Genomic DNA, 18886 nt, shown 5'->3' with positions numbered 1-18886 from the left:
TGATTTAGGGCCGGATATCCAGAGTGATCGGTTCAGCTTCCATGGGTCCGCCACAGAGCTCCGAGCCGCCGACGCGTTTCCATTCAAAGATCACATCGCGCTCCGCGAGCACCTCACCGTTTGATGCGATGGCACGAACCGTTGCCCGGTCAGGAACGTCGAGCATAAATGACGTAGTCCAGGTATCGCCGTCGACCTGGGTCACGTTGGCATCCGTCACGTCTGCGGTGGGAACCGGTGTGGGTTCATTCGGGTTCTCGAGCCCCTTCAAGCGCTCTACCGTCCCGTCTTGACAAGGGCTGCCGTCGCAGAGCAGCTCAATGGTCGTAACGTCGCCAGTGTCGCCCGTCAGCTCAACTGACACTTTGCTTGCCCAAGCAACCGCAAGACAATCATCGCCGCCATCGATAGAACAACCAGCCATCGATGTGCCCAGCGCGAGGATCGCTAACAGGCGGACGCGGGTGCGTATCATTTCGCGAGTGTATCGAGCGCTGCGGGAATCCAGTTCACCTCGTTACTGAATCGTCACGGCCGATTGTCTTACCGCTTAGTGGCATTTCACTTTGGTGATTTTCACGTCAGTCGCGGCATCCTCGTGGATTGGCAAGGTGGCAATGGCTTTGTCGCCTTTGGCGAGAGAGCCAGTGAACCCGTTACTGAATCCGACTACGACACCAGACTCGTCCATGGTGTCTGCCCTGACGTACACGCCGCTGGAGCAAGAATCGTATGCGTAGATCTCAATCTGGCTGCATCTGCCTTGTCCGCACTGTTCCTCGTCGACGAAGCGCGTCGCAACGCCGTCGCCGCGATCTTTGAAGCCCTCGGGGAGTTCTGGCGGGCTGAGAGTAGGAGTGCCCGTGCTGTCGGGCCCCGGTTCAGCAAAACCCGAACAGCCGGTCAAGAGCAACAGTGACGCGGCCACCGCGAAAAGGCCTATTGAGCAGCGATTCATCTGGTTCCCCCCAGGTCGATTGGTGTCGACACTACTAGCGCCTCACACCGGCCCACATCCCCAGGATCACGACTTGGTGACGATGGGCTCGACAGTACAGACCACGTGGGAGGCTCGGCGTACCAGACCTCGAATCCCAGTAGTCATGAGGGGGATGCCGGCGGTTTCGCTCTTCCCGACGCATCCGCAGTTCCCGGACGACTCGTTCACGCAGGGTCGCCGTCCGGATGAAAACGCTAAAAAGCTGTTGTCCAATGACATTCAACGAAGAGGATGAAATGGGTGCCGCAACGTCGACACGAAAACGGTTGATGGGTCTCGGCGCTGCGTTTCTTTTGACCCTGGCATTGCCCGGCTGCTCCGTTGTCTATGCGTGCCCGGCAATCGCGTGGAACAACACCGTAGAGGTCAAGCTCGAAGGCCGAACAGAAGACGTCAGCGTCGTGGAGTTGTGTGCAGACGGCGTGTGTTCGGTACCCGCACCGGTCCTGCAGCAGTCAGACGACCCCGTCGGCCTTGAAACCCTCGATCCCCAGCAACTCGAGACTTTTACGCCAGAGCCTTCAGTAACTCGAATCCCCTATTTCGCTACCAAGATCGATGACAGCACCTGGAATATCTCGATGGAAATGGCAGCGCCGGACAAAGCGGTCCTGCGTGCCCTCTCGGAAAGCGGAGAGGTCCTCGCTGAGCGGGACGTTTCACTCAATTGGGTTCGCGTGGGCGGCACACAACGATGCGGCGGACCTGCCGAGGCCGGCCCAATCGGCCTCACCATTCCAGCCTGAAGGCGCAAACGTCACCCAAGTCAGGAGGGCGCCCGCAGAGGGTTCCTCGAGTCGTTCCGAGTCAATGTTCAGGTTTAACGAGGCAACGCGTAGACATGTTGGGGCAGGAATTAAAGCTCCAAGAAAGGTCTGGTTACCCCAACCGCATCAAACACGTACGGAACCGGAAGCAGCATCAGCATGACTGCAAGGCCGGTGATGTTCAGCCATGTCCACCTCAGGATGATCGAGGCGATCATAGGTATGACCATGAACGGACCGATGATGATCGGGGTCATAAAGAATCCGAGCGACGCCCAACCCGGGTCCGCCGGGTTCGACTTCAGCAGCTTAGGGATCTGGACCGAATAGTTGTAGATCAGGTAGGCGGTTGCAGCTACGGCGACGCCTAGACAGATGTAGCTCCAAACGAATCGCCACCGGGCCACTGGCCGCTTGACACTGGAAGCTGTGTTCATGAGGAACCGTCTCTTGAGGCGCGGAGTCAGACTATACAGGTGAACGGGAAGGAAGGTGAGGACAGGCGTTAGGGCTTCAAGAATCGTTCTCGTTGGCAGCCACCACTTCCACTCGAACGGTTGCACACTCGGACGGGGTATTCCTTCGCTATCGCTGACGAGAATGACGTTGCCGTGGGACAAATCGGCCTCTGTGTTGAACATGAGTGTCACGGATGCGTGAGCGTCGGCTACTGGATTCGACCCTCCGCTCGAAACCGCGGATACGCCGCCGACGCGATCGACGCCGTTGTCGACTGGGCTCGGACTCTCGGGCAACTGCACCGGCTCGAGCTATACGTGGAGCCCTGGAACGAAGGCTCGTGGCGTGCCGCTGAGCGCGCTGGTTTTCAACGCGAGGGCCGGCACGAAAGGAGGTCCGCCCGTCAAGGGTTCCAAAATGCCACTCAGCTGCTCAATGCCGGCTCGAAGCCATGGCGGCGAATTCTGTGCCCCATGAAGGTCCGCCTTACGGACACGCCCGAGGCTCTGTGGAGGATGTCGCCTTGACGCGGCGCTCGTCCTGCGTGATCGTGTCGTTGAGGCTGGAGCGGAGTTGTTCGCGGGCGCGCTGGTAGCGGCCTCTAGCCGTAGAAGCAGGGATGCCGAGAACTTCACTCGCCTCCGCAAGCGTGAGGTGCTCCCAGTGAACGAGCTGGACAATTTCAGCCAAATCGGCATCGAGGCGTTCAACGGCATCTCTTACCTCATCGCCCGCATCGGCGGACGGGTATTCCGCGGGCCGCAACTCCCCACGAAGGCGGTCCGCCAAAGCCCATCGTCTCCGTTCTCCCCTGGCATGGTTTTGCAGGACACCGCGAGCGATCCCGAACAACCACATTCGTGCGCGCTCGGGTTGCTGGGGAAATTCACGCGCACGTCTCCACGCAACGACCATTGTTTCCCCTAGTAGGTCGGCGGCGTCATCCACTCCGACCCTCCGGACGAGATATCTAAGCAGTGCCGGCGCGTTTGAGGTGAGTTCCGCCGCAATTGAGTCGGGGCGGGTCACTGGGAGGGCTCGCACTGCATCTGGAGATTAGTGGACCAGTCGCTGGAAGCTCCGATCTTGACCGCCTCTTGTTGAAGCAGACGGAGCAGCGCAGTGTCGACCGCGTTTGCGTAGAGATCATCGGAGGTTGGCCCTGGCACGGTTTTTGGGACGACCTCGATCCCACCTGCCTCGCGCAGCACGATCATGATGGCGTCAGGCCCCGTCGGGTCCGGCTGGATCGCACCCGACTTTTTCAAGGCGATGGACAGTCCGTCGGCGGGGTCGAGGGCGGCCACCTCCGCCCGCACGTCTATGAGCGAGTCGAAATCGGCCGAATCTGCCCAGTCCTTCAGCGCCGCTCCCCCTGCGGAGGGAGTCCTGAGGCCGTCCCCGGCTGTGGCGTTGTCGTTTACGAGAATTCGTTCTTCACACTGCCGACCGCTTGGCAGCGTGAAGGAATAGGTGATGTCAGGATCGCTCGCCCAACCACTCCAGGAGAACAGGCCGGCCGCCGCGGCCGCTGTTACGCCGCCCGCGAGCACTACCGTCAGCCCCGCACTTATGGCGTAGTGGGAGCGCCGTCGTGGCCTTCGAACCTGCGCCCGCGCATCCTGCGCCATCGCCTGATAGACCGTCGTCACGGATTCCGACACATCCTCTGGCGCGTACGGTGCGGAACGATCCAGCAGCTCGTCGAGCGGATCTCTTGTCATGGCTCCTCCTCAGAAGGGTCTCACTAATGACCTGTCCGGCTATCGTCGTTTCGTCCGCCAGTCCGACAAGTTTCCCTGATGGGCTCGACTTACGGGCATGAGCGCACGCTTCTAAGCGTCTTAGTATGGCTTCGGGGATCATGGAAACGCGCAACAGTCGTGGCACCAGATATCTTCCGGCTGCAGTCAAATCGAGTGAAATGGCTCATAACCTAAGTGTGTCGAAACACATGGGATACGAGACGGTGGGCCGCTCTAGAGTCTCGCGGCAGTAGCTCGATGCGCCATTTAGCGATCACAGAATGCCGCCAGAGCGCGCCAAAACTCACAAACCGATCGCCGACGCCCATTCTGTGACGTGAGGGTTCGTTGAAGGAGCCATCACCGTGAGGGCCTGCCTATCGCCGGCTTTCCTCTCTTTGATTCCGTCCCCTGATTGCTCGGACTCACATCATCAATTGGAATCCATGCGGTGGGGATAAAGTGGGGCCCACCGATGATCGTTTGGCTTCACGCCCACGTGAACGGTCGAGGGTTTGTGGGAGGCAACCGATGGGCACCTTCCTCCGCACGTTTCTCTCCGATTCCGCGGAGCTCCCGGAGTTAAGCGATCGCGTTCGTTCAGCCGGACCCGTGCCGCTTTCTTCGCCGCTGCCAGTCGCGGGTCTTGCCGCAGACAGCGTCGCGGCGACCAAGCTCATGGCCTCGCTGCTGCAACTTGTCCGCACGGGCGTGCGCGACCCGAATGCGAGCGAAGTTCCGCAGGTGAGCATTGCCCCGCAACTTGTTTCCGGCGCCTACCGGAGTGACCAACTCTTCAGGTGGAACGGGAACCCCGCACCTGCGTGGGCGTCCCTGTCCGGTTTCTTCGCCTCGAGCGACGGCTGGGTTCGCACTCACGCCAACTACCCCCACCACGAAACGGCCTTGCGCTCACTTCTGAGATTAGATGGCTCCGCCACCGCCGACGCTGTCGCTCACGCGATTTCGCGCCGCAGCGCCCTCGATCTGGAGGATGAAGCCGCAGACTCTGGCGCCGTCATCAACGCGGTTCGCAGCCCGCACAATTGGAGAGGACATCCTCAAGCCGCAGCCCTGAAATCGGAATCCTTCATCAGCCTGGAGCGCCAGGGCGGAGAGTCAGGCCTCCATGGTCTGGGGTCGGCCGACAGCTGCACGCCGCTGCAGGGCGTCCGGGTTCTCGACTTGACCCGGGTCATCGCCGGGCCGGTGGCCACGCGCAGTCTCGCGTTCTTCGGGGCAGATGTCCTGCGCCTCGATAGCCCTGGCATGCCGGAACTCCCCTGGCAGCACCTCGATACTGGGCAAGGGAAGCGTTCAGCGCTCCTTGATCTCGGCTACAAACCGGATCGAGACCGCCTCACACAGCTGTTGACCGACGCCGACGTTGTTGTCACGGGATACAGGCCGAACAGCCTCGACCGGTTCGGCCTGTCCGCGGTTGAACTCCACGACCGCCATCCGGGACTCGTTATCGGCCGGGTGAGCGCGTGGGGGCTGAGTGGACCTTGGGCCGAGCGTCGTGGATTCGACAGTATCGTCCAGGCAGCCAGCGGCATCGCCCGGATCCACGCTGATGGTGCCGGCAGACCGGGTGCTTTGCCCGCCCAGGCTCTGGATCACTCCGCCGGGTACCTGCTTGCCGCCGGCATCATGTCAGCACTTCGACGTCGGCACCTCGACGGGCACGGGTGGACCGTCGACATTTCACTGGCCCGGGTAGCTCAAGAGCTACTCGCCCAACCTCACACCCCGCCAACCGAAGCCAGCCCACACGAGATCCAAACCGTGAACACAGAAACGCCAGGAGGAACCGTCACCTGCGCCGCGCCCGCGATCAGCATCAGCGACGGCACAGATAGTTACAGGTGGATCGGTCGCCCGTGGGGAGCAGACCAGCCGGAATGGGCCGAGCCACGATCCGCCGACGTCCATCGATAAGTCCCACACGAAGGGTGCGCCACCGGAAGCTGCAGCACTACGAGAACCGCCCGCAGGGGGTTCCCCTGCTGGCGGGCTTCAGTTAAGCCTCGACGGCCGAGTCTGTCGTGCCAGACTCGCTGGATGGACCAGACAAGAGACACGGAACTCGACACCATCCTGATCGGTGGTCGTGAGCAACGGGCGATCGTCATCGTCGATCACGACGACACATGGCCCTCAAAAGCAGCTTCCATGGCTCAAAAGATCCAGGACTCCCTGGGCCCAGCTGCGCTGTCGGTCGAACACATCGGTTCGACCTCAGTCCCTGGACTGGCTGCGAAACCGGTGATCGACATGCTGCTTGTCGTGGCCAACATTGACGACGAGGAGTCCTACCTTGTGCCCATGGAATCCATCGGGTTGCAGCTCCGTGTCCGAGAACACGGCCACCGGATGCTCCGCACGGCGGAGTTGGACTTCCACGTGCACGTTCTTCCGCCAGAGACCGCTGAGCAAATCGACTACCTCGACCTCCGCGACTGGCTCCGGGTCAGCGCTGCAGACCGTGCACTTTACGAATCCACGAAGCGGTCGCTCGCTGCGAACATCTGGAGCGACATGAACCACTACGCCGACGCCAAGAGTGCAGTCATCCAGCAGATACTGACCCGTGCACGCAACTGGCGAGCAGGACAGCCCACCAGCTGAACCGTCCCCCGGGGACCACGTCCCGGCGAAGGTTCGCCATGCCGGCACTCTCATTGGGCACACGGCAGCGGACCCACTTGGTTTCTCAGCCAATGGAACGCCCAAGTTCTCAGATCAAAAAGCGAAGCGGTTCAAGTTAATCGCTTTGCACGCACTTGGACATCGGAGTCTGCGTATCCGAGATGCTCATAGAACCCGAGTACTGCTTCGTTGGTCGAACGGACCATCAGCTGAACTTTCACGGCGCCGTGGTCGCGCAGCCAGTTTTCCGCTGCCGTCATCAGCTGTCTTCCCAACCCTGTCCCACGCTGAGTCTCATCGACGGCTAGGTAGTACACCCACTCGCGGTGTCCGTCGTGCCCGACCATCACGGTTCCAACCAACCGGCCGTCAACGTCGAAAGCGCCAAGCACTTTCGAGGTCACGCCGTCGAGGGCACGCTGCAGGTCGAGCTCGGGTGGATTCCATGGGCGCGTCAGCCCTGCTTTGATCCAGAGCGACGTCGCTGCTCCAAAATTCGCCGAAGTTAGGTCGCATATCTGCATACCTCCAGTTTGGCGTCACCTACGCAATCCAGCGCCCGCATAAGGTTCCCGATCGAACACGAATGGTCCCGCGCCAACTTGCACTGTTTCGATAGCACAATCTTGTGCTACCTTTACAGCACAATGCTCGCGATGATCGCGAGGGATTCGATCTTCTGGGGGCCTAAATGAACTTCCTCTTTCTCTTCGTGCACGCCGTTCAAGACCTGCTACCTCTGGAAGTGGCCATCACCTTCGGCCTGGTCCTCTTCGCTCTGTCGTGGGTTCGTCCCCGGCGGATGGTTTCACTCCCCCAGACCGGGCGGCGCACGGCAACTCTCACCTGGGCAGGAGTCGCGGGTTCATTACTCGTGGTTGCCGTCGCGACGGCGGTCAGCGCGATCGCAGTGTCGACCTATGACGCATCCGGGTATGACGGTTGGTGGCGCAGGCCGGCCCCGCTATTTGCGGCGACACTGGTGGTGGCTGCGGCGGCCGTAGCCCTTCGACGGATCCCACTTCCCGCGCCGGGAGAGCGTTCAATTGTTCCGCGGCGCCCGTGGCATGCGTTCGCGTCTCGCACCTTGCTCTGGATCTCCGGAATCACCGCGACGTTGCTCGCGCTGACTGCCGTATGGCAGATCGCGATCGCCAGGACCGCGCCCGAAGACGGACCGTTCTTTGGGAACGTTCCCGACTACACTGACCTGCCGATCTACATGAGCTTCAACAGCGGGTACGGCTACCTGTCCGGGGCAGGATGGCCGAACCATCTCGCCACTCTCGTGGCGCTGGCACTGGCCTGCACCGTCTTTTTCGCCGTGCTGCACACGGACGCCAACCGGCCCGTGTTCGCCCGATCGACCGCCTCCAGCGTGCGCTCGGAACGAGAGCCAACCGCTCGACTGTTCACGTTCATCCTGCTCGGTGGACTCATCACAACGCTCGGAGCCGTGTGGATGCACACCGGTTCCTCCGGGCAAGCTCTGGTCGGCTTGGACGAGCAGTGGGTATCCGACAATCAGTCCTATCCGCGCATTCTCGTAGCCGGCGGCTACGACGCGATCGCCCGTCCCATGAACCTCCTGGGCTATGCACTCCAGGCTGGCGGAGTCGCGTTCCTCCTCCGACTTGCGGTCGACACCGCCCGAGCCGCACTCGCGACACGACGCTCACGCCTCGCAACACCGGAGTATGAAGTCTCGACCACCGGACCACGGCGATGACCGGGACCACGCCGAGCTCTGCGGATGAAATCGATGCGCTCTTCCGCGGAGCGATCCGCTCCGGACAACTCGGGGACGGCGAACGCCTGCCAACCGTCCGACAAACCGCCAGAGATTTCGGCGTCGCACAGGCCACAGCCGCAAAGGCCTACAAATCTTTGGAACGCGACGGACTCATCGTCACCCGCACCGCCGCCGGCACCCGCGTGGCCCCTGGCGCATCCCGGGCTCCACAGGCGGTCATCGAGCACGCCCGCGCCCTCGCCGAAGCAAGCGAAGGCGCACTCGTCACCCTCGAAGACACCATCGCAATCCTCCGCGCAGTCTGGCGAACAGAGGCGACGCACCCGCCCGCATGACGTTCCCTTTCGTGTGCCGTGTACCGTCAAGTGATGCCAAGCTACGAAAGCTACGACGGTTCAGCACTTCACTACGATGACGTGCGCCACACGGGCAGCGACGGCGACAAATGCCCGGTTATTGTCCTTGCCGGAGGAGCGGCCCGCCACCCCAGCTACCTTGGTGATCTGGCCGGGCTCAGCGATCGGCACCGCCTCATCGTGCCCCACCTGCGAGGTGTCGGACGCACGGCCGCGCCCAACCAGGAAAAGCTGGGGTCGTTCTGGACTCAAGCCGACGACATCGAACACCTGCGCGTTCATCTCGGCCTTGATCGCGTCGTGCTGGTGGCTCACTCGGCGGGGACGCGATTGGCCATTGCCTACGCGGCGCAGTTCGCGCTCCGCGTTGCCCGGTTGGTACTGATCACTCCTCCGGCGGCTTATCTCGTCGATGAGCCATCCGATGCCCATACGCTCAGCGAGAAGCGGCGCGGAGATTCGGTTTTCGAAGCCGCTTTCGCAGCTTTGAAAGCGGGGCCCCAGACGGTTGACGATGACGGGTTCAACGCCTGGCAACAGGAGTCAGCGCCGGCAGGATACTCAACCTGGGGTGCAACCGAGCGATCCCATGCGACCACTGGGCGTTGGAGCTTACCCGCCACGAAGGCGTATTTCAGTGTCGCCCCACCGCGCGACCTCGCGGCGCGGCTGGGGCAGGTGAAGGCCCCCGTGTTGGTGATTGCCGGAGCCGAGGACTGCCTCACCGGATTAGCGCCGATGGCCGCGCTGACACGCCTCTTCCCCGCAGGTGAATGCGTGGTCATCGAAGGCAGTGGGCACTACCCATGGGTCGAACAGCCGGCTGCCTTCCGGAGAACGATCGACACGTTCCTCGAGCAGTCGCCCTAAGCGGCGACGACGAGAGGCTGATCGCCCAGAAAAGGGCCCATTCGTGGGTTTGCTCTTTAGCGGGGCGGGCGGGCTTAGATCACCGTTAGCGTTGCGTGGTGGCTACCTCATCGTTACGCCCTGTCCTGGTTGTTCTCCGCGGCAACTCCGGGTCTGGAAAGTCGACGGTCGCTAAGGGCGTACAAGAACGATTCGCCGCCGGCGACTGCGCACTACTTGAACAAGACTATTTTCGTCGAACGGTGTTGCGAGAAGGCGATGTTGCCGGTGCGCTCAACATCAATCTGATGGAACAAGCAGCAACGACATGCCTGAAACGAGGGCTCGTCGTCATCATCGAAGGCATCCTGAATGCCACACGCTACGAATCCATGCTCAAACAACTCAGTCACGAGACAACGGGGGCCAGCCTCTTCTACGCCTGCGATCTCACCCTCGCGGAGACGTCGAGCCGACACGTCACGCGTGCGAAGTCAGTCTCCTTTGGCAGTGCCGAGATGAAGGACTGGTACCACGGCTGGCAGCCTCTGACTTTCGTCTCAGAAGCGCGAATCGATTCGTCATGGGCTGAGAACGCGACCATAGACCGGATAGCAGCCGATATCGCAGCGGCACGAGCAACCGGCCACTAGCGTCCTCGAACGTTCCGTTGAGGGTTCCTCTCAGCGACGTCGCGTGCGTGAGGATGGACTATGTGATGCATGAGGGTCAAGTGGAGCTTGCTGCGGGCGAAGTGGCCGCGGCGATCGCGGCGCAGTTTAGCGATTTCGCTGGGTTGCCCGTGGAGCATGTCGAGTCAGCCGGCACCGTTGTCGCGCCGTTTCGTGTCGGTGAGCACGTCGTCGCCCGACTGCCGCTCGTGCCGACCGATTCGGATGTCGCACGAGAGAGTGTTCGCAGTGAACAGGAGCACGCGATCATTCTCACCGACATTCTCGACATCGCGGTGCCACAGCCGATTGGTGTGGGTGAACCGTTTGAAGGGTACGCGGGTGTCTGGTCCCTATGGACATGGTTGCCTGGAAGATCACTCGACCGATTAACAGTGTCTCGGGATGTTCGTCTCGCGACTGACCTCGCAACCGTGATCGGATCGATTCAGTCGTTGCCGTCGGTCGGTCTGCCATGGAATGGCGTTGGTCGAGGAGGAAGCCCGCTCGCCGACACGACCTGGGTGCGGGAGTCGATTGACCGATCAGCCCATCTCATCGATCGGGTTAGGGCGACGGCCGTGTGGGAGCGGGCGCTTTCAGCCCGACCACATATCGACCCTCCGCTGCGCATCCATGGCGACCCCATGCCTGGTAATTTCCTCATGAACGACGGAGTGCTCACGGGCATGGTGGATGTTGGAACGCCGGCAGTTGGCGATCCGGCTGCTGATCTCCAACCTGCGTGGGTTCTCTTCGAGGAACCGGCACGCAGTACATTCATCACCGCAATGGGGCTCGACGTTGCGGCCCAGGAGCGCGGACGCGGTTGGGCTTTCGAGATGGCGATTGGCGGCCTGCATTACTACGAACACACCAATCCGGTGTTCTTTAGCCAAGCGTTACAAACCTTGGAACGGCTACTGACTGAATAAGCACCGCCGCACGGAACTCGGCCCGCAGTAGGTTCCCCCGCGGGTCAGATCGGACGTTGGACTCACAGGGAGGAGTGCAGTTCTGCGGCTCGCCGGAAGGTCCAACGCCACGCTGGTGGCTGCGATCGACCGTAGGCTCCGACAAAGCACGGACCGATATCGGCAACCGCAGCGAATCCTTCTGGAACGCGGAGTACGAGCAGAGCAAAGACTCGATCGTCAACATCCAGCCGATCCAGAGACCATACGTCCCGGTTGAGAACTTGATCGCCGAGTTCGTCTGCGCGGCCCATGGCCTCCTCGACGGCAGCGATCGACTCGGGCCCAGGTTCTTCCGGCGGGATCGCCGACAGAAACAAGTCCATCACCGCCGTTCGGGCAGCACCTTGAATACGGCCATCCAGAGAGACACCGGCCCCGTGCCCCATCGGCCGCATCCCCTCACGGTGCATAGTGCGAATGAAGTATTCGAGGTTGGGGCTCGGTCGAACCGCCTCGGTGGTTTCGAGCCATTCCCCGGTAGGACCACCCCAGGCAACGACCTCGAGGTCGTCATCACCCGTCCCACAGGGCACAAGAGCCGTAGGGCTTCTCTCAGGTGTCATCACCTTCACAGGCTCGTCCCGCGACAGCGAACTTGTCAACAGCCTCGGGCCTTCCGGAAAAACAGGACGGCGTTGTGGGCAGGCCAGCCCGCACAGGGTTCCCGAACGCCACTCCCCCGAGACTTCGGAAGTCCTGCGACTTGGCGCCGAATCTGCGTCCATGAACGTCCGTCTTGCGGGCGGTTTGCCGCCGTTAGGTGACAAGCTAACTTGTCATTGTCCGGGTGTGACAAGTACGCTTGACATATGAGAAGTGCGCTCAAAGAACTGCGAATCGAATCGGGGCTTTCGCAGGCTGCACTGGCAAGCATCCTGAAGGTTTCGCGTCAAACCATCAACGCGATCGAGACCAGTCGGTATGACCCATCTCTGACTCTTGCTGTGCGCATTGCCCGCTATTTCAATCGGCCCGTAGAGGAGATTTTCTATGTCGAAGACTGACCGAGCGCTAGCTCTCAATATCGGCGTCGTGGTTGCCGCAATAGTTGCCGCCGGCGCACTCATTTGGGTGACGGGAAACCTGGTCTTTCTGATCGTCATCCTGGCGGTGGCAGGAAGTGCGACCTGGAACATCGTTCGCATTTTTCGCCGGCCGGACGACGCGTCGGACGTGGACCGGCTCAACTCGATGAAGTACCTCGATGAGCGAGATCGATCGCTTGCCCTGCAGGCATTCGGGATCGTTGGGATCGTCGCATTAGTGCTGACGGTCGTCACGGTTCTCGTCACGCTCTTCACGGATGCCCTCGGTGCGGAGTACATCGCGCTCGTGCAATTCGTTGTCTTGTTCGGGTCTTGGGCCGCAGCGAACAGCTATGTCACGCGAAAGCAGCAGTAGGCATCATCTTAAGGTCCGGCGGTCCCCGATGAAGGCGTTTGCCTGTCCGCTTCTCTGGTCGGCTATTCGTATCGTGTGGTCGTGATGCCTGTATTTTTCTCAGCGCTCTTGAACGTTGTCAGCACGGAGAGTGCGGCGAGGATCACGCTGAGTGTGATGACGATGTAGTAGGAGGGTCCGGGCCAATCGATGGCACGTTTCCCGTTGGAGAGTCCGGCCACGAGCGCCCAGGCGACAGTGACACCGAGGGCGATACACGCGCCGAAAACGGCCCCCAAGGGAAGTGCAGTCTCGCTGGCAATGATGCGGCGAAGGGTTCGAACGGGCATGCCCATGAGTCGGAGCAGGCCGATCACACGACGTCGGTCGAGGATGCCTCCGATGGTCGCTACGGCGAGTGAGATCACCGAGATGAGGGCGGTGATCAAGATTCCGAGGTTGGCCAGACCGGCAAAACTACTCCCGAGAGTGGCCATGTAATTGCTTTGCAGTTCCGCCCGCGTACTGGGCACAGTGTAGAACTCGATGCCGCTGAGAATGGCAACTGTGCGAGCCTGCTCAAGGCCGGCCGGGGTGCCGTCAGTGGCGATGAGCAAGATCGGGTTCACCAGATCGCCTCGCTTGATGCCTGGTGCTGCTGTGACACCGATGGGCTCGTTGGCCTCGAAGCCAGGATTCACGGCCACGAACTCGGTTGTGATGGTCGCACGTTGCGAGGCGGGGATGAGACCCAACTGCTGTGCGTCGGTCCGGCTGAAAAACGGCCCATCCATCTCGAGCATCCTGAAGTAGGCGAGCCCGACGTGTGCCACACCGGGCGCGTGGCTGAGGGCCGCGAGCTGCTGCTCTGTTGGCTCGGCGGTGGGCCGGTTGATCAACGTGGACATCGAGAGGTGCTCGGCATCGTCGGCCACCGCGGTGGCTTCTTGGACTGTCGTCACCGCTGTGGCGAACACTGAGACGAGGAAAAGGGCGATGACCAGTCCGCTGACGGATCGGAAGGTCGTCCGCGGAAGACGACGGATGCGATTGAAGGCAACCACCCCGGCTGCGCTGCGCGTGTACCGTGCTGCCATCCGGCTCGTCAAGAAGGTGAGGTACGGTCCCGCGATCACGAGCCCAGTAGTTGTCAGCACGAAACCGACCAAGATGATGAGCTGGGCGCCGGGAATGATTAGGCCGTTGCTCGGCGCGATCGCGGTCGAAACCAGCGCTGCAACTCCGGTAACCAATGGGACGAGCGAGAGGGCTCGTGGTGGACGCTCGTGCTGTTGTCTTGAGTTGCCGAGCGGTCCGAAACCCGCACGGCGTGCGCGCCACCAGGCGACGGCAGTCGTCACGGCGACTGTGGCGACCACAACGACAGTGGCGCTGATTGGGTCGACGAGGATGTCGGCGACAAAGAACGTGGATCCATCGACTGGTACCCGCGCAGCCAGTGGTGCCAGTAGGAGCGCTAACGTCGCCCCGGCCAGGGCGCCGATGGCACCTGTCACAGCGGTCTCGGTCGCTGCGATGCGCGCCACCACTGTTGGTGTCGCGCCGATGAGTCGAAGAGTGGCAAACCGTTCCCTCCGTTCGGTCGCCCCGAGCCCGGTCACGATACTAACCAGGAGAAGCACCGGGATGAGGATGGCGATCCCACCGATGATCGCGAGGGTCAGGTAAGCCCAATTTCCCCCGAACGCACGTCCAGTAAATTCGCTGACGACAACGGCGCCAGGCTCGGCGGCGAGGCTCTCGGGTGTTTGCCCGACGATAACGACGAGCGAATCCGGACTTGCGAGAGCGGCGTCCGGCACCTCTCCGCTAGAGGTGCCATACCGGTCACCGAGCTGATCAGCGGGCACCGCATTGATGAGTTCCGCGAGGGCGGGAGAAGCAAAGTAGGTTCCAGGTTCGGGAAAATGCTCGGTTCCCGGGATCCGGACTGTGGACCCGGGCAGGGCGGCGACCGTGACGCGGGTGATGGCGTTCCCCTGGTAGTAGTCCCCTGAAACGAAGGCGAGTGCGTGACCTGTGGTGAGCGGGTCGGTCGTGGTGCTCACCTGCACTGCAGATCGGCCGCCGAGTTGTGTCCAGGCGGAGCGGAGTTCTCGCTGTTGCATTCCGTTGTACGCACCCCAAATGAGGAGCAACAACGCCACCCCGACGGCGATGCCGGCGGAGACCCCCACCAGACGTTTCTTCGATTCCCGGTTATTCATGGTGAGGAGTTTCGTGAGTTCGAAGTTCATCGCCGGGCTGCTTCCGCGATCCGGCCGGCAGCAATTCTGCCATCTCGGACGATGATCTCCCGATCCGCATACGAGGCTGTCCGAGGGTCATGGGTGATGATCACCACGGTGGTTCCCGTCGCCCGAGCCAACTCGGTCAAGGTCACCATCACGGTCTCGGCAGACAAAGAATCCAGCGATCCTGTCGGCTCGTCAGCGAAGACGATTTTGGGAGCGGTCACCAAGGCGCGCGCAATCGCAACTCTCTGCGCCTGACCGCCCGAAAGCTCGCCCGGGAGCTTGCCAGCGTGTCCTTCCAACCCCAGGCGCTCAAGCCAGGACTGTGCCTGACGCAGGGCCTGGCGCCTTTTCATGCCCGTGAGCAGCAGGGGAATGGTGACGTTATCGATCGCAGTCAGGTCCGGCAACAGTTGACCGAACTGAAACACAAACCCGAACTCACCAAGCCGCACCGCGGAACGCGCAGCCTCGTCTAGTCCCGTGAGGTCGGTCTCGTTGTAGGTGACGGTCCCGGAATCGGGCTTGAGGACACCGGCGAGAACATGCAGCAACGTGGATTTCCCCGATCCCGACGGCCCCATGACCGCGACGATCTCGCCGGCATGAATATCGATATCCACGCCGCGAAGCGCTTCAGTCGGCCCGAACGTCACCCGAAGGCTACGACCAGACAGCACCGGCGACACCAATTCGGGCAGTTGACCGCTCATGCGCCAGTCACCTGCTTCCGCAATTCCGTCAACCGAGCGCTCGTCAAATCGATCCAGCGCAGGTCCGCTTCGATGTGAAACATTGCATGATCGCAGACCAGGACCTTCATTAGATCAGCCCCGCGTTTTGCCGCCGTCAATTCGCGGAGCCGTCTCATGTGCTCAGCTCGCTGCACGTCCAGCAGGAGATCCGCGTCATCGCCCAAGAGCAACGCAATCACGGTCTTCGCGAACAAATTGCTCTGCAGCAACGGCTCGGGAGCGTCGGGTGTGAACATCCACGCGGCCACCCGGGCGCGTCCGACCTTCGTGATCTCATACCGTTTACGGTCAGGGCCGCTTCCAGCTTGTTCACCCAGCAGGTCAATCAGGCCGTCGCGCAAGAGACGCGCGAGAGTCGCGTATACCTGCCCGAACGCCAAGGGCTTCTCCGAACCGAAGTAGCGGTCATAGCCATGCTTCAGGTCATAGCCATAGCTCGGGCCGGTTCCGAGGAGCCCCAGTAGCGTCTGCGTATTGTCCATACTCGCAACTATACAGGACAGGTATACTTCCGGTGTATAGCGGGGACCACTCCCCGCCCGAGCAGCTCTAGCGTTCCGCGGAGTTGGTACCAGCCCCATACCGCAAGTCTCAACACGGTTCTTGCGCCCCGTGTGGGCGCCGAGCGTCGGCGTCGAGCCCCTGCGCCGAGGGGTGCAGTGCTTCCACTGGGACAGCATCCAGTTCATCGAGGCATGGACGAGTCCGCCAGAGAACGCCTCCGCGTGTAATTGATCTCACCCAGCAAGATTGGTGTGAACCCAATTGATGGAATCGAGCAATACGGATATGAGCTCTGATAGCGACGTAATAGAACGGTCGGCGCGTGACCCGGCCGTGTTCGCGACGTTGTACGACCGTCACGCGACATCCGTTTACCGGTATGCCGCACAACGACTGGGCGACCACGCTGCGGACGATGTGATGTCGGAGACGTTCCTGGTGGCATTCGAGCGGCGGGCAGCCTACGACTTGACGGTGGTCGATGCGCGCCCGTGGTTGCTGGGAATTGCCACTCGACTGATGCGCAAACATGTCCGCTTGGAGGCGACGGCGTGGAAGGGGATGACTGCGGACCTCGCGGCGCAGATTGTCCCCGACCTCATCGACCTGGCCGGCTCACGTATCGACGCTCACCGCCTCACCCAGCGGTTGGCGAAAGCGCTGTGGCGACTGCCTGAGATCGATCGCGACACCCTGCTGCTCTACGCGTGGGGCAACCTCGATTACGCCTCGATCGCCGCAGCGATGCAAGTACCGGTCGGAACAGTGCGCTCACGACTAAATCGGGCACGGCGCCAACTGCGCCGCGCCGCAGGCATCGACACCCTTGAACAGGAGACGGACTATGGACGAACTGACACTGCTCCGCAACACGCGTGACGACTCGCACGAACCGAGCCCGACAGCGTTCGCTGCGGGGCGGGCAGCGCTTCTCGGCCGCATCGCGGACGGCGACGCAACTCACGCGGCAGCGCAGCATCAAAAGAAGCGGCCCTGGCTGCCAAGGCTGACCTGGGCCGCTGCCGGAGTGGCCGCCACAATGACAGCCGTCCTTGTGGCGGGCAACGTCACTCTGAACGCGCAGACGGCCTACGCGAGTGACATCCTGCAGTCCGCGGCCACCCAGACCATCCAATATGCAGACCTCGTGGCTGGTTCCGGTCAGTTCCTGCGCTCGAACACGCACGCTCGCTGGGGAGTCTGCGATGACAGCGGATGCGAGCCGAACGATCAGATCCTGGACGTCTATATGCCCGCCGATCCCGAGGCGGAATGGACGCTCTACCGCGATTGGGGCAGCATGCCGGGCATATCCACCGGAGAGTCGATCGAGACAATCCGAGCAGTCGACGGGCAATTCTATGGCCCGGATTCTTCGTGGGTGAACGTCGACTACGCGGACATCCCCCTCGACGGCATCGCAGCGTATGAGTGGATCAACGCCCAGTACAGCGGTGGATCGGCATCCCGGAACGAGGACAACTTCGTGCGCATCACGGACATCCTCCGGTCCGGTCTCGTTCCGGCGCCACAGCGCGCAGCTCTCCTCGATGCTCTCTCTCGTATTCCCGGAGTTACGGCCACCGACAACGTCGCGAATCTCGACGGCGTGACAGGAATCGCGATCGGCCGGAACGAGATGCTCAGAGCAGGGCAACGCCAAGAAATCATCATCGATCCCGACACCGGACTCGTCATTGGTGAACGAGCCATGAGCGGCGCCACTCTCTTCGGGTGGGGACTCAATGAGGAGATGTCGCTGACTGCGATCGAGACCACCGTGGTGGACACGGCGCCATGAGCACTCCGAGTCACGAGGTAAACCCAGCCGCAGTCGATCTCCCGCCGACGTACTCTATCCCGGTCCCACTTCCGTCGGCCCCGGAGACGACAACCACCCGGCGGCGTTGACCGCCGCCGGGCCAGGGCAATTGGAAGGCGTTAAGGCGCACAGCTTCCGGTCTGCGGGTGCCCCAGGTCGTTGTCACAGACAAGGAGGAGGTCCTACTCGCCGTTTTTGCAGACGCTGCGAACAGGCGGATCTCCGTTTCGCTTCTTTACTCAGCGATGGGCGCATGCGCTGACAGGCGGACTCGCCTAAAGTCCAGGACTGCAGTCACCGTCCCGCAGAGGGTTCCCTCGCGGGCCCCGGGCGCGATCATTAGCCGCTCCCCCACTTCGGCAAAACGAATGCGGGGAACCGTCCTTCGGCGGCACCCGGATCTGAGAGCCAGGCCATGCCCCGTTTCGCTGAAACCGCGTGCGAGCAGACGTGCAGGAGACGTTCTACTAGAGACTCTCGTGCCGTTCGCCCGATACGATGCAGGCAGCTGTGCAGGGCAGCCTGCAACGAGTTTCATGGTCTGCTTCGGCTCATTGGGGGATGGCGTGAAGATTCTTGGTGCGATCTTGGTTGGCGTCACTGTTCTTGCTGTGTCTGCGTTCTTCATCGTCAGGTCCTTTGAGGACCGGGTCACCGACGAGTTCGTTTCCCAGGTGTCACTGTTGGCAATCCCTGAGGGCTGGAAGCCGCTGGACGACATTGTCCGCCGTGAACAGTTCCTGTGCATGAGTACTAACCCTTGTCCCAGCATCGCCCGTCGTTGGCAGGCAGACACAGGGGTTACGGTCAAGGACCTGGAACAGATCGCTTCTCCGGCGGGTTGACGGCGCTCAGCGAAATTCCCCAGTCCTGCTCATCGAAGCTCCCCAGGTCGCGGGGTTAGGTTATCGGAAGTTTGTGCCCGTTGTCACGCGGCGGAG

Annotated in this window: 23 protein-coding genes; 14 read left to right on the top strand and 9 right to left on the bottom strand. The window is 61.8% G+C overall.

Annotation, left to right across the window (positions count from 1 at the left end; translation table 11 throughout):
- Positions 1-4: 4 nt before the first annotated feature.
- Both E3O62_RS15440 and E3O62_RS15435 read right to left on the bottom strand, forming a co-directional pair.
- Positions 5-475: a hypothetical protein gene (locus tag E3O62_RS15440; protein ID WP_134399096.1), complete on the bottom strand. Its 471-nt coding sequence runs from the start codon at positions 473-475 to the stop codon at positions 5-7.
- Positions 476-550: 75 nt separating this feature from the next.
- Complete coding sequence (locus E3O62_RS15435) at positions 551-928, bottom strand: hypothetical protein (RefSeq protein ID WP_134365052.1); 378 nt, start codon at positions 926-928, stop codon at positions 551-553.
- A gap of 284 nt (positions 929-1212) precedes the next feature.
- On the opposite strand from E3O62_RS15435, the gene E3O62_RS15430 reads away from it, so the two are divergent.
- The gene (locus tag E3O62_RS15430) at positions 1213-1746 is read left to right on the top strand and encodes a hypothetical protein (RefSeq protein ID WP_134399095.1); all 534 of its coding nucleotides are present in this window, start codon (positions 1213-1215) and stop codon (positions 1744-1746) included.
- Positions 1747-1856: 110 nt separating this feature from the next.
- Here E3O62_RS15430 and E3O62_RS16710 read toward each other — a convergent pair whose 3' ends face one another.
- On the bottom strand, positions 1857-2408 hold the full coding sequence (locus tag E3O62_RS16710; RefSeq protein WP_166786512.1) for a hypothetical protein: 552 nt from the start codon (positions 2406-2408) through the stop codon (positions 1857-1859).
- Here E3O62_RS16710 and E3O62_RS17620 point away from each other — a divergent pair.
- Complete coding sequence (locus E3O62_RS17620; protein WP_134399093.1) at positions 2325-2753, top strand: GNAT family N-acetyltransferase; 429 nt, start codon at positions 2325-2327, stop codon at positions 2751-2753. The genes E3O62_RS16710 and E3O62_RS17620 overlap by 84 nt on opposite strands.
- Here the strand turns inward: E3O62_RS17620 and E3O62_RS15415 are convergent.
- Together E3O62_RS15415 and E3O62_RS15410 are read right to left on the bottom strand one after the other, a co-directional pair.
- On the bottom strand, positions 2713-3174 hold the full coding sequence (locus tag E3O62_RS15415; protein WP_241973542.1) for an RNA polymerase sigma factor: 462 nt from the start codon (positions 3172-3174) through the stop codon (positions 2713-2715). The genes E3O62_RS17620 and E3O62_RS15415 overlap by 41 nt on opposite strands.
- 77 nt (positions 3175-3251) lie before the next feature.
- Positions 3252-3950: a hypothetical protein gene (locus E3O62_RS15410; protein WP_134399091.1), complete on the bottom strand. Its 699-nt coding sequence runs from the start codon at positions 3948-3950 to the stop codon at positions 3252-3254.
- 552 nt (positions 3951-4502) lie between these two features.
- On the opposite strand from E3O62_RS15410, the gene E3O62_RS15405 reads away from it, so the two are divergent.
- Entirely contained in the window at positions 4503-5912 is a 1410-nt protein-coding gene (locus E3O62_RS15405; RefSeq protein WP_134399090.1) for a CoA transferase, read from the top strand.
- 123 nt (positions 5913-6035) lie between these two features.
- Complete coding sequence (locus E3O62_RS15400; RefSeq protein ID WP_134399089.1) at positions 6036-6602, top strand: GrpB family protein; 567 nt, start codon at positions 6036-6038, stop codon at positions 6600-6602.
- A gap of 131 nt (positions 6603-6733) precedes the next feature.
- Here E3O62_RS15400 and E3O62_RS15395 read toward each other — a convergent pair whose 3' ends face one another.
- Positions 6734-7147 (bottom strand): GNAT family acetyltransferase, encoded by a 414-nt coding sequence (locus E3O62_RS15395; protein ID WP_134399088.1) that lies wholly within the window; start codon positions 7145-7147, stop codon positions 6734-6736.
- Between the two features lie 167 nt (positions 7148-7314).
- Between E3O62_RS15395 and E3O62_RS15390 the strand changes: the two genes are divergently transcribed.
- The 7 genes from E3O62_RS15390 to E3O62_RS15360 all read left to right on the top strand — a co-directional run bounded on the left by E3O62_RS15390 (position 7315) and on the right by E3O62_RS15360 (position 12630).
- Positions 7315-8352, top strand: a complete 1038-nt coding sequence (locus E3O62_RS15390; RefSeq protein ID WP_134399087.1) for a hypothetical protein — start codon at positions 7315-7317, stop codon at positions 8350-8352.
- Positions 8349-8711 (top strand): GntR family transcriptional regulator, encoded by a 363-nt coding sequence (locus E3O62_RS15385; RefSeq protein ID WP_134399086.1) that lies wholly within the window; start codon positions 8349-8351, stop codon positions 8709-8711. The genes E3O62_RS15390 and E3O62_RS15385 overlap by 4 nt, the downstream gene beginning before the upstream one ends.
- Positions 8712-8744: 33 nt before the next feature.
- The gene (locus tag E3O62_RS15380) at positions 8745-9602 is read left to right on the top strand and encodes an alpha/beta fold hydrolase (RefSeq protein ID WP_134399085.1); all 858 of its coding nucleotides are present in this window, start codon (positions 8745-8747) and stop codon (positions 9600-9602) included.
- Positions 9603-9700: 98 nt separating this feature from the next.
- Positions 9701-10234: a zeta toxin family protein gene (locus E3O62_RS15375; RefSeq protein ID WP_166786514.1), complete on the top strand. Its 534-nt coding sequence runs from the start codon at positions 9701-9703 to the stop codon at positions 10232-10234.
- 53 nt (positions 10235-10287) lie between these two features.
- On the top strand, positions 10288-11187 hold the full coding sequence (locus E3O62_RS15370; RefSeq protein ID WP_134399083.1) for a phosphotransferase: 900 nt from the start codon (positions 10288-10290) through the stop codon (positions 11185-11187).
- Positions 11188-12038: 851 nt separating this feature from the next.
- A complete protein-coding gene (locus tag E3O62_RS15365) occupies positions 12039-12233 on the top strand; it encodes a helix-turn-helix transcriptional regulator (RefSeq protein ID WP_134399082.1) in 195 nt (64 codons plus the stop codon).
- A complete protein-coding gene (locus E3O62_RS15360) occupies positions 12220-12630 on the top strand; it encodes a hypothetical protein (protein ID WP_134399081.1) in 411 nt (136 codons plus the stop codon). The genes E3O62_RS15365 and E3O62_RS15360 overlap by 14 nt, the downstream gene beginning before the upstream one ends.
- 62 nt (positions 12631-12692) lie before the next feature.
- On the opposite strand, the gene E3O62_RS15355 is transcribed toward E3O62_RS15360, so the two are convergent.
- Genes E3O62_RS15355 through E3O62_RS15345 form a run of 3 tightly spaced genes read right to left on the bottom strand, consistent with a single transcriptional unit; the run spans position 12693 to position 16101 of the window.
- The gene (locus tag E3O62_RS15355) at positions 12693-14867 is read right to left on the bottom strand and encodes an FtsX-like permease family protein (protein WP_134399080.1); all 2175 of its coding nucleotides are present in this window, start codon (positions 14865-14867) and stop codon (positions 12693-12695) included.
- Entirely contained in the window at positions 14864-15577 is a 714-nt protein-coding gene (locus E3O62_RS15350; RefSeq protein WP_134399079.1) for an ABC transporter ATP-binding protein, read from the bottom strand. Before E3O62_RS15350 ends, E3O62_RS15355 begins: the two co-directional genes overlap by 4 nt.
- Positions 15574-16101 carry a PadR family transcriptional regulator gene (locus E3O62_RS15345; RefSeq protein ID WP_134399078.1) on the bottom strand — a complete coding sequence of 176 codons (528 nt, stop codon included), beginning with the start codon at positions 16099-16101 and terminating at the stop codon, positions 15574-15576. The genes E3O62_RS15350 and E3O62_RS15345 overlap by 4 nt, the downstream gene beginning before the upstream one ends.
- 307 nt (positions 16102-16408) lie before the next feature.
- Here E3O62_RS15345 and E3O62_RS15340 point away from each other — a divergent pair, with 307 nt between their 5' ends.
- From E3O62_RS15340 to E3O62_RS15330, 3 genes are all read left to right on the top strand, one after another.
- On the top strand, positions 16409-17002 hold the full coding sequence (locus E3O62_RS15340) for an RNA polymerase sigma factor (RefSeq protein ID WP_134399077.1): 594 nt from the start codon (positions 16409-16411) through the stop codon (positions 17000-17002).
- Positions 16968-17924: a hypothetical protein gene (locus E3O62_RS15335; RefSeq protein WP_134399076.1), complete on the top strand. Its 957-nt coding sequence runs from the start codon at positions 16968-16970 to the stop codon at positions 17922-17924. The genes E3O62_RS15340 and E3O62_RS15335 overlap by 35 nt, the downstream gene beginning before the upstream one ends.
- Positions 17925-18511: 587 nt before the next feature.
- A complete protein-coding gene (locus tag E3O62_RS15330) occupies positions 18512-18790 on the top strand; it encodes a hypothetical protein (RefSeq protein ID WP_134399075.1) in 279 nt (92 codons plus the stop codon).
- The last annotated feature ends 96 nt before the right edge of the window (positions 18791-18886 follow it).

Origin of the sequence: Cryobacterium sp. TMT2-15-1 (assembly GCF_004402345.1) — a bacterium.
Taxonomy (GTDB): Bacteria; Actinomycetota; Actinomycetes; order Actinomycetales; family Microbacteriaceae; genus Cryobacterium; species Cryobacterium sandaracinum.
The sequence above is the reverse complement of the archived record's forward strand: the minus strand, read 5'-3'. Positions and strand labels throughout refer to the sequence as shown.

Excerpts from the sequence above, each read along its gene's own strand:
- E3O62_RS15345 (WP_134399078.1), bottom strand. The coding sequence starts at position 16,101 with ATGGACAATACGCAGACGCTACTGGGGCTCCTCGGAACCGGCCCGAGC.
- E3O62_RS15410 (WP_134399091.1), bottom strand. The coding sequence starts at position 3,950 with ATGACAAGAGATCCGCTCGACGAGCTGCTGGATCGTTCCGCACCGTAC.
- E3O62_RS15335 (WP_134399076.1), top strand. The coding sequence starts at position 16,968 with ATGGACGAACTGACACTGCTCCGCAACACGCGTGACGACTCGCACGAA.
- E3O62_RS15390 (WP_134399087.1), top strand. The coding sequence starts at position 7,315 with ATGAACTTCCTCTTTCTCTTCGTGCACGCCGTTCAAGACCTGCTACCT.
- E3O62_RS15400 (WP_134399089.1), top strand. The coding sequence starts at position 6,036 with ATGGACCAGACAAGAGACACGGAACTCGACACCATCCTGATCGGTGGT.
- E3O62_RS16710 (WP_166786512.1), bottom strand. The coding sequence starts at position 2,408 with ATGTTCAACACAGAGGCCGATTTGTCCCACGGCAACGTCATTCTCGTC.
- E3O62_RS15440 (WP_134399096.1), bottom strand. The coding sequence starts at position 475 with ATGATACGCACCCGCGTCCGCCTGTTAGCGATCCTCGCGCTGGGCACA.
- E3O62_RS15430 (WP_134399095.1), top strand. The coding sequence starts at position 1,213 with ATGACATTCAACGAAGAGGATGAAATGGGTGCCGCAACGTCGACACGA.
- E3O62_RS15380 (WP_134399085.1), top strand. The coding sequence starts at position 8,745 with ATGCCAAGCTACGAAAGCTACGACGGTTCAGCACTTCACTACGATGAC.
- E3O62_RS15355 (WP_134399080.1), bottom strand. The coding sequence starts at position 14,867 with ATGAACTTCGAACTCACGAAACTCCTCACCATGAATAACCGGGAATCG.
- E3O62_RS15350 (WP_134399079.1), bottom strand. The coding sequence starts at position 15,577 with ATGAGCGGTCAACTGCCCGAATTGGTGTCGCCGGTGCTGTCTGGTCGT.
- E3O62_RS15385 (WP_134399086.1), top strand. The coding sequence starts at position 8,349 with ATGACCGGGACCACGCCGAGCTCTGCGGATGAAATCGATGCGCTCTTC.
- E3O62_RS15395 (WP_134399088.1), bottom strand. The coding sequence starts at position 7,147 with ATGCAGATATGCGACCTAACTTCGGCGAATTTTGGAGCAGCGACGTCG.
- E3O62_RS15340 (WP_134399077.1), top strand. The coding sequence starts at position 16,409 with ATGAGCTCTGATAGCGACGTAATAGAACGGTCGGCGCGTGACCCGGCC.
- E3O62_RS15370 (WP_134399083.1), top strand. The coding sequence starts at position 10,288 with ATGGACTATGTGATGCATGAGGGTCAAGTGGAGCTTGCTGCGGGCGAA.
- E3O62_RS15365 (WP_134399082.1), top strand. The coding sequence starts at position 12,039 with ATGAGAAGTGCGCTCAAAGAACTGCGAATCGAATCGGGGCTTTCGCAG.
- E3O62_RS15360 (WP_134399081.1), top strand. The coding sequence starts at position 12,220 with ATGTCGAAGACTGACCGAGCGCTAGCTCTCAATATCGGCGTCGTGGTT.
- E3O62_RS15405 (WP_134399090.1), top strand. The coding sequence starts at position 4,503 with ATGGGCACCTTCCTCCGCACGTTTCTCTCCGATTCCGCGGAGCTCCCG.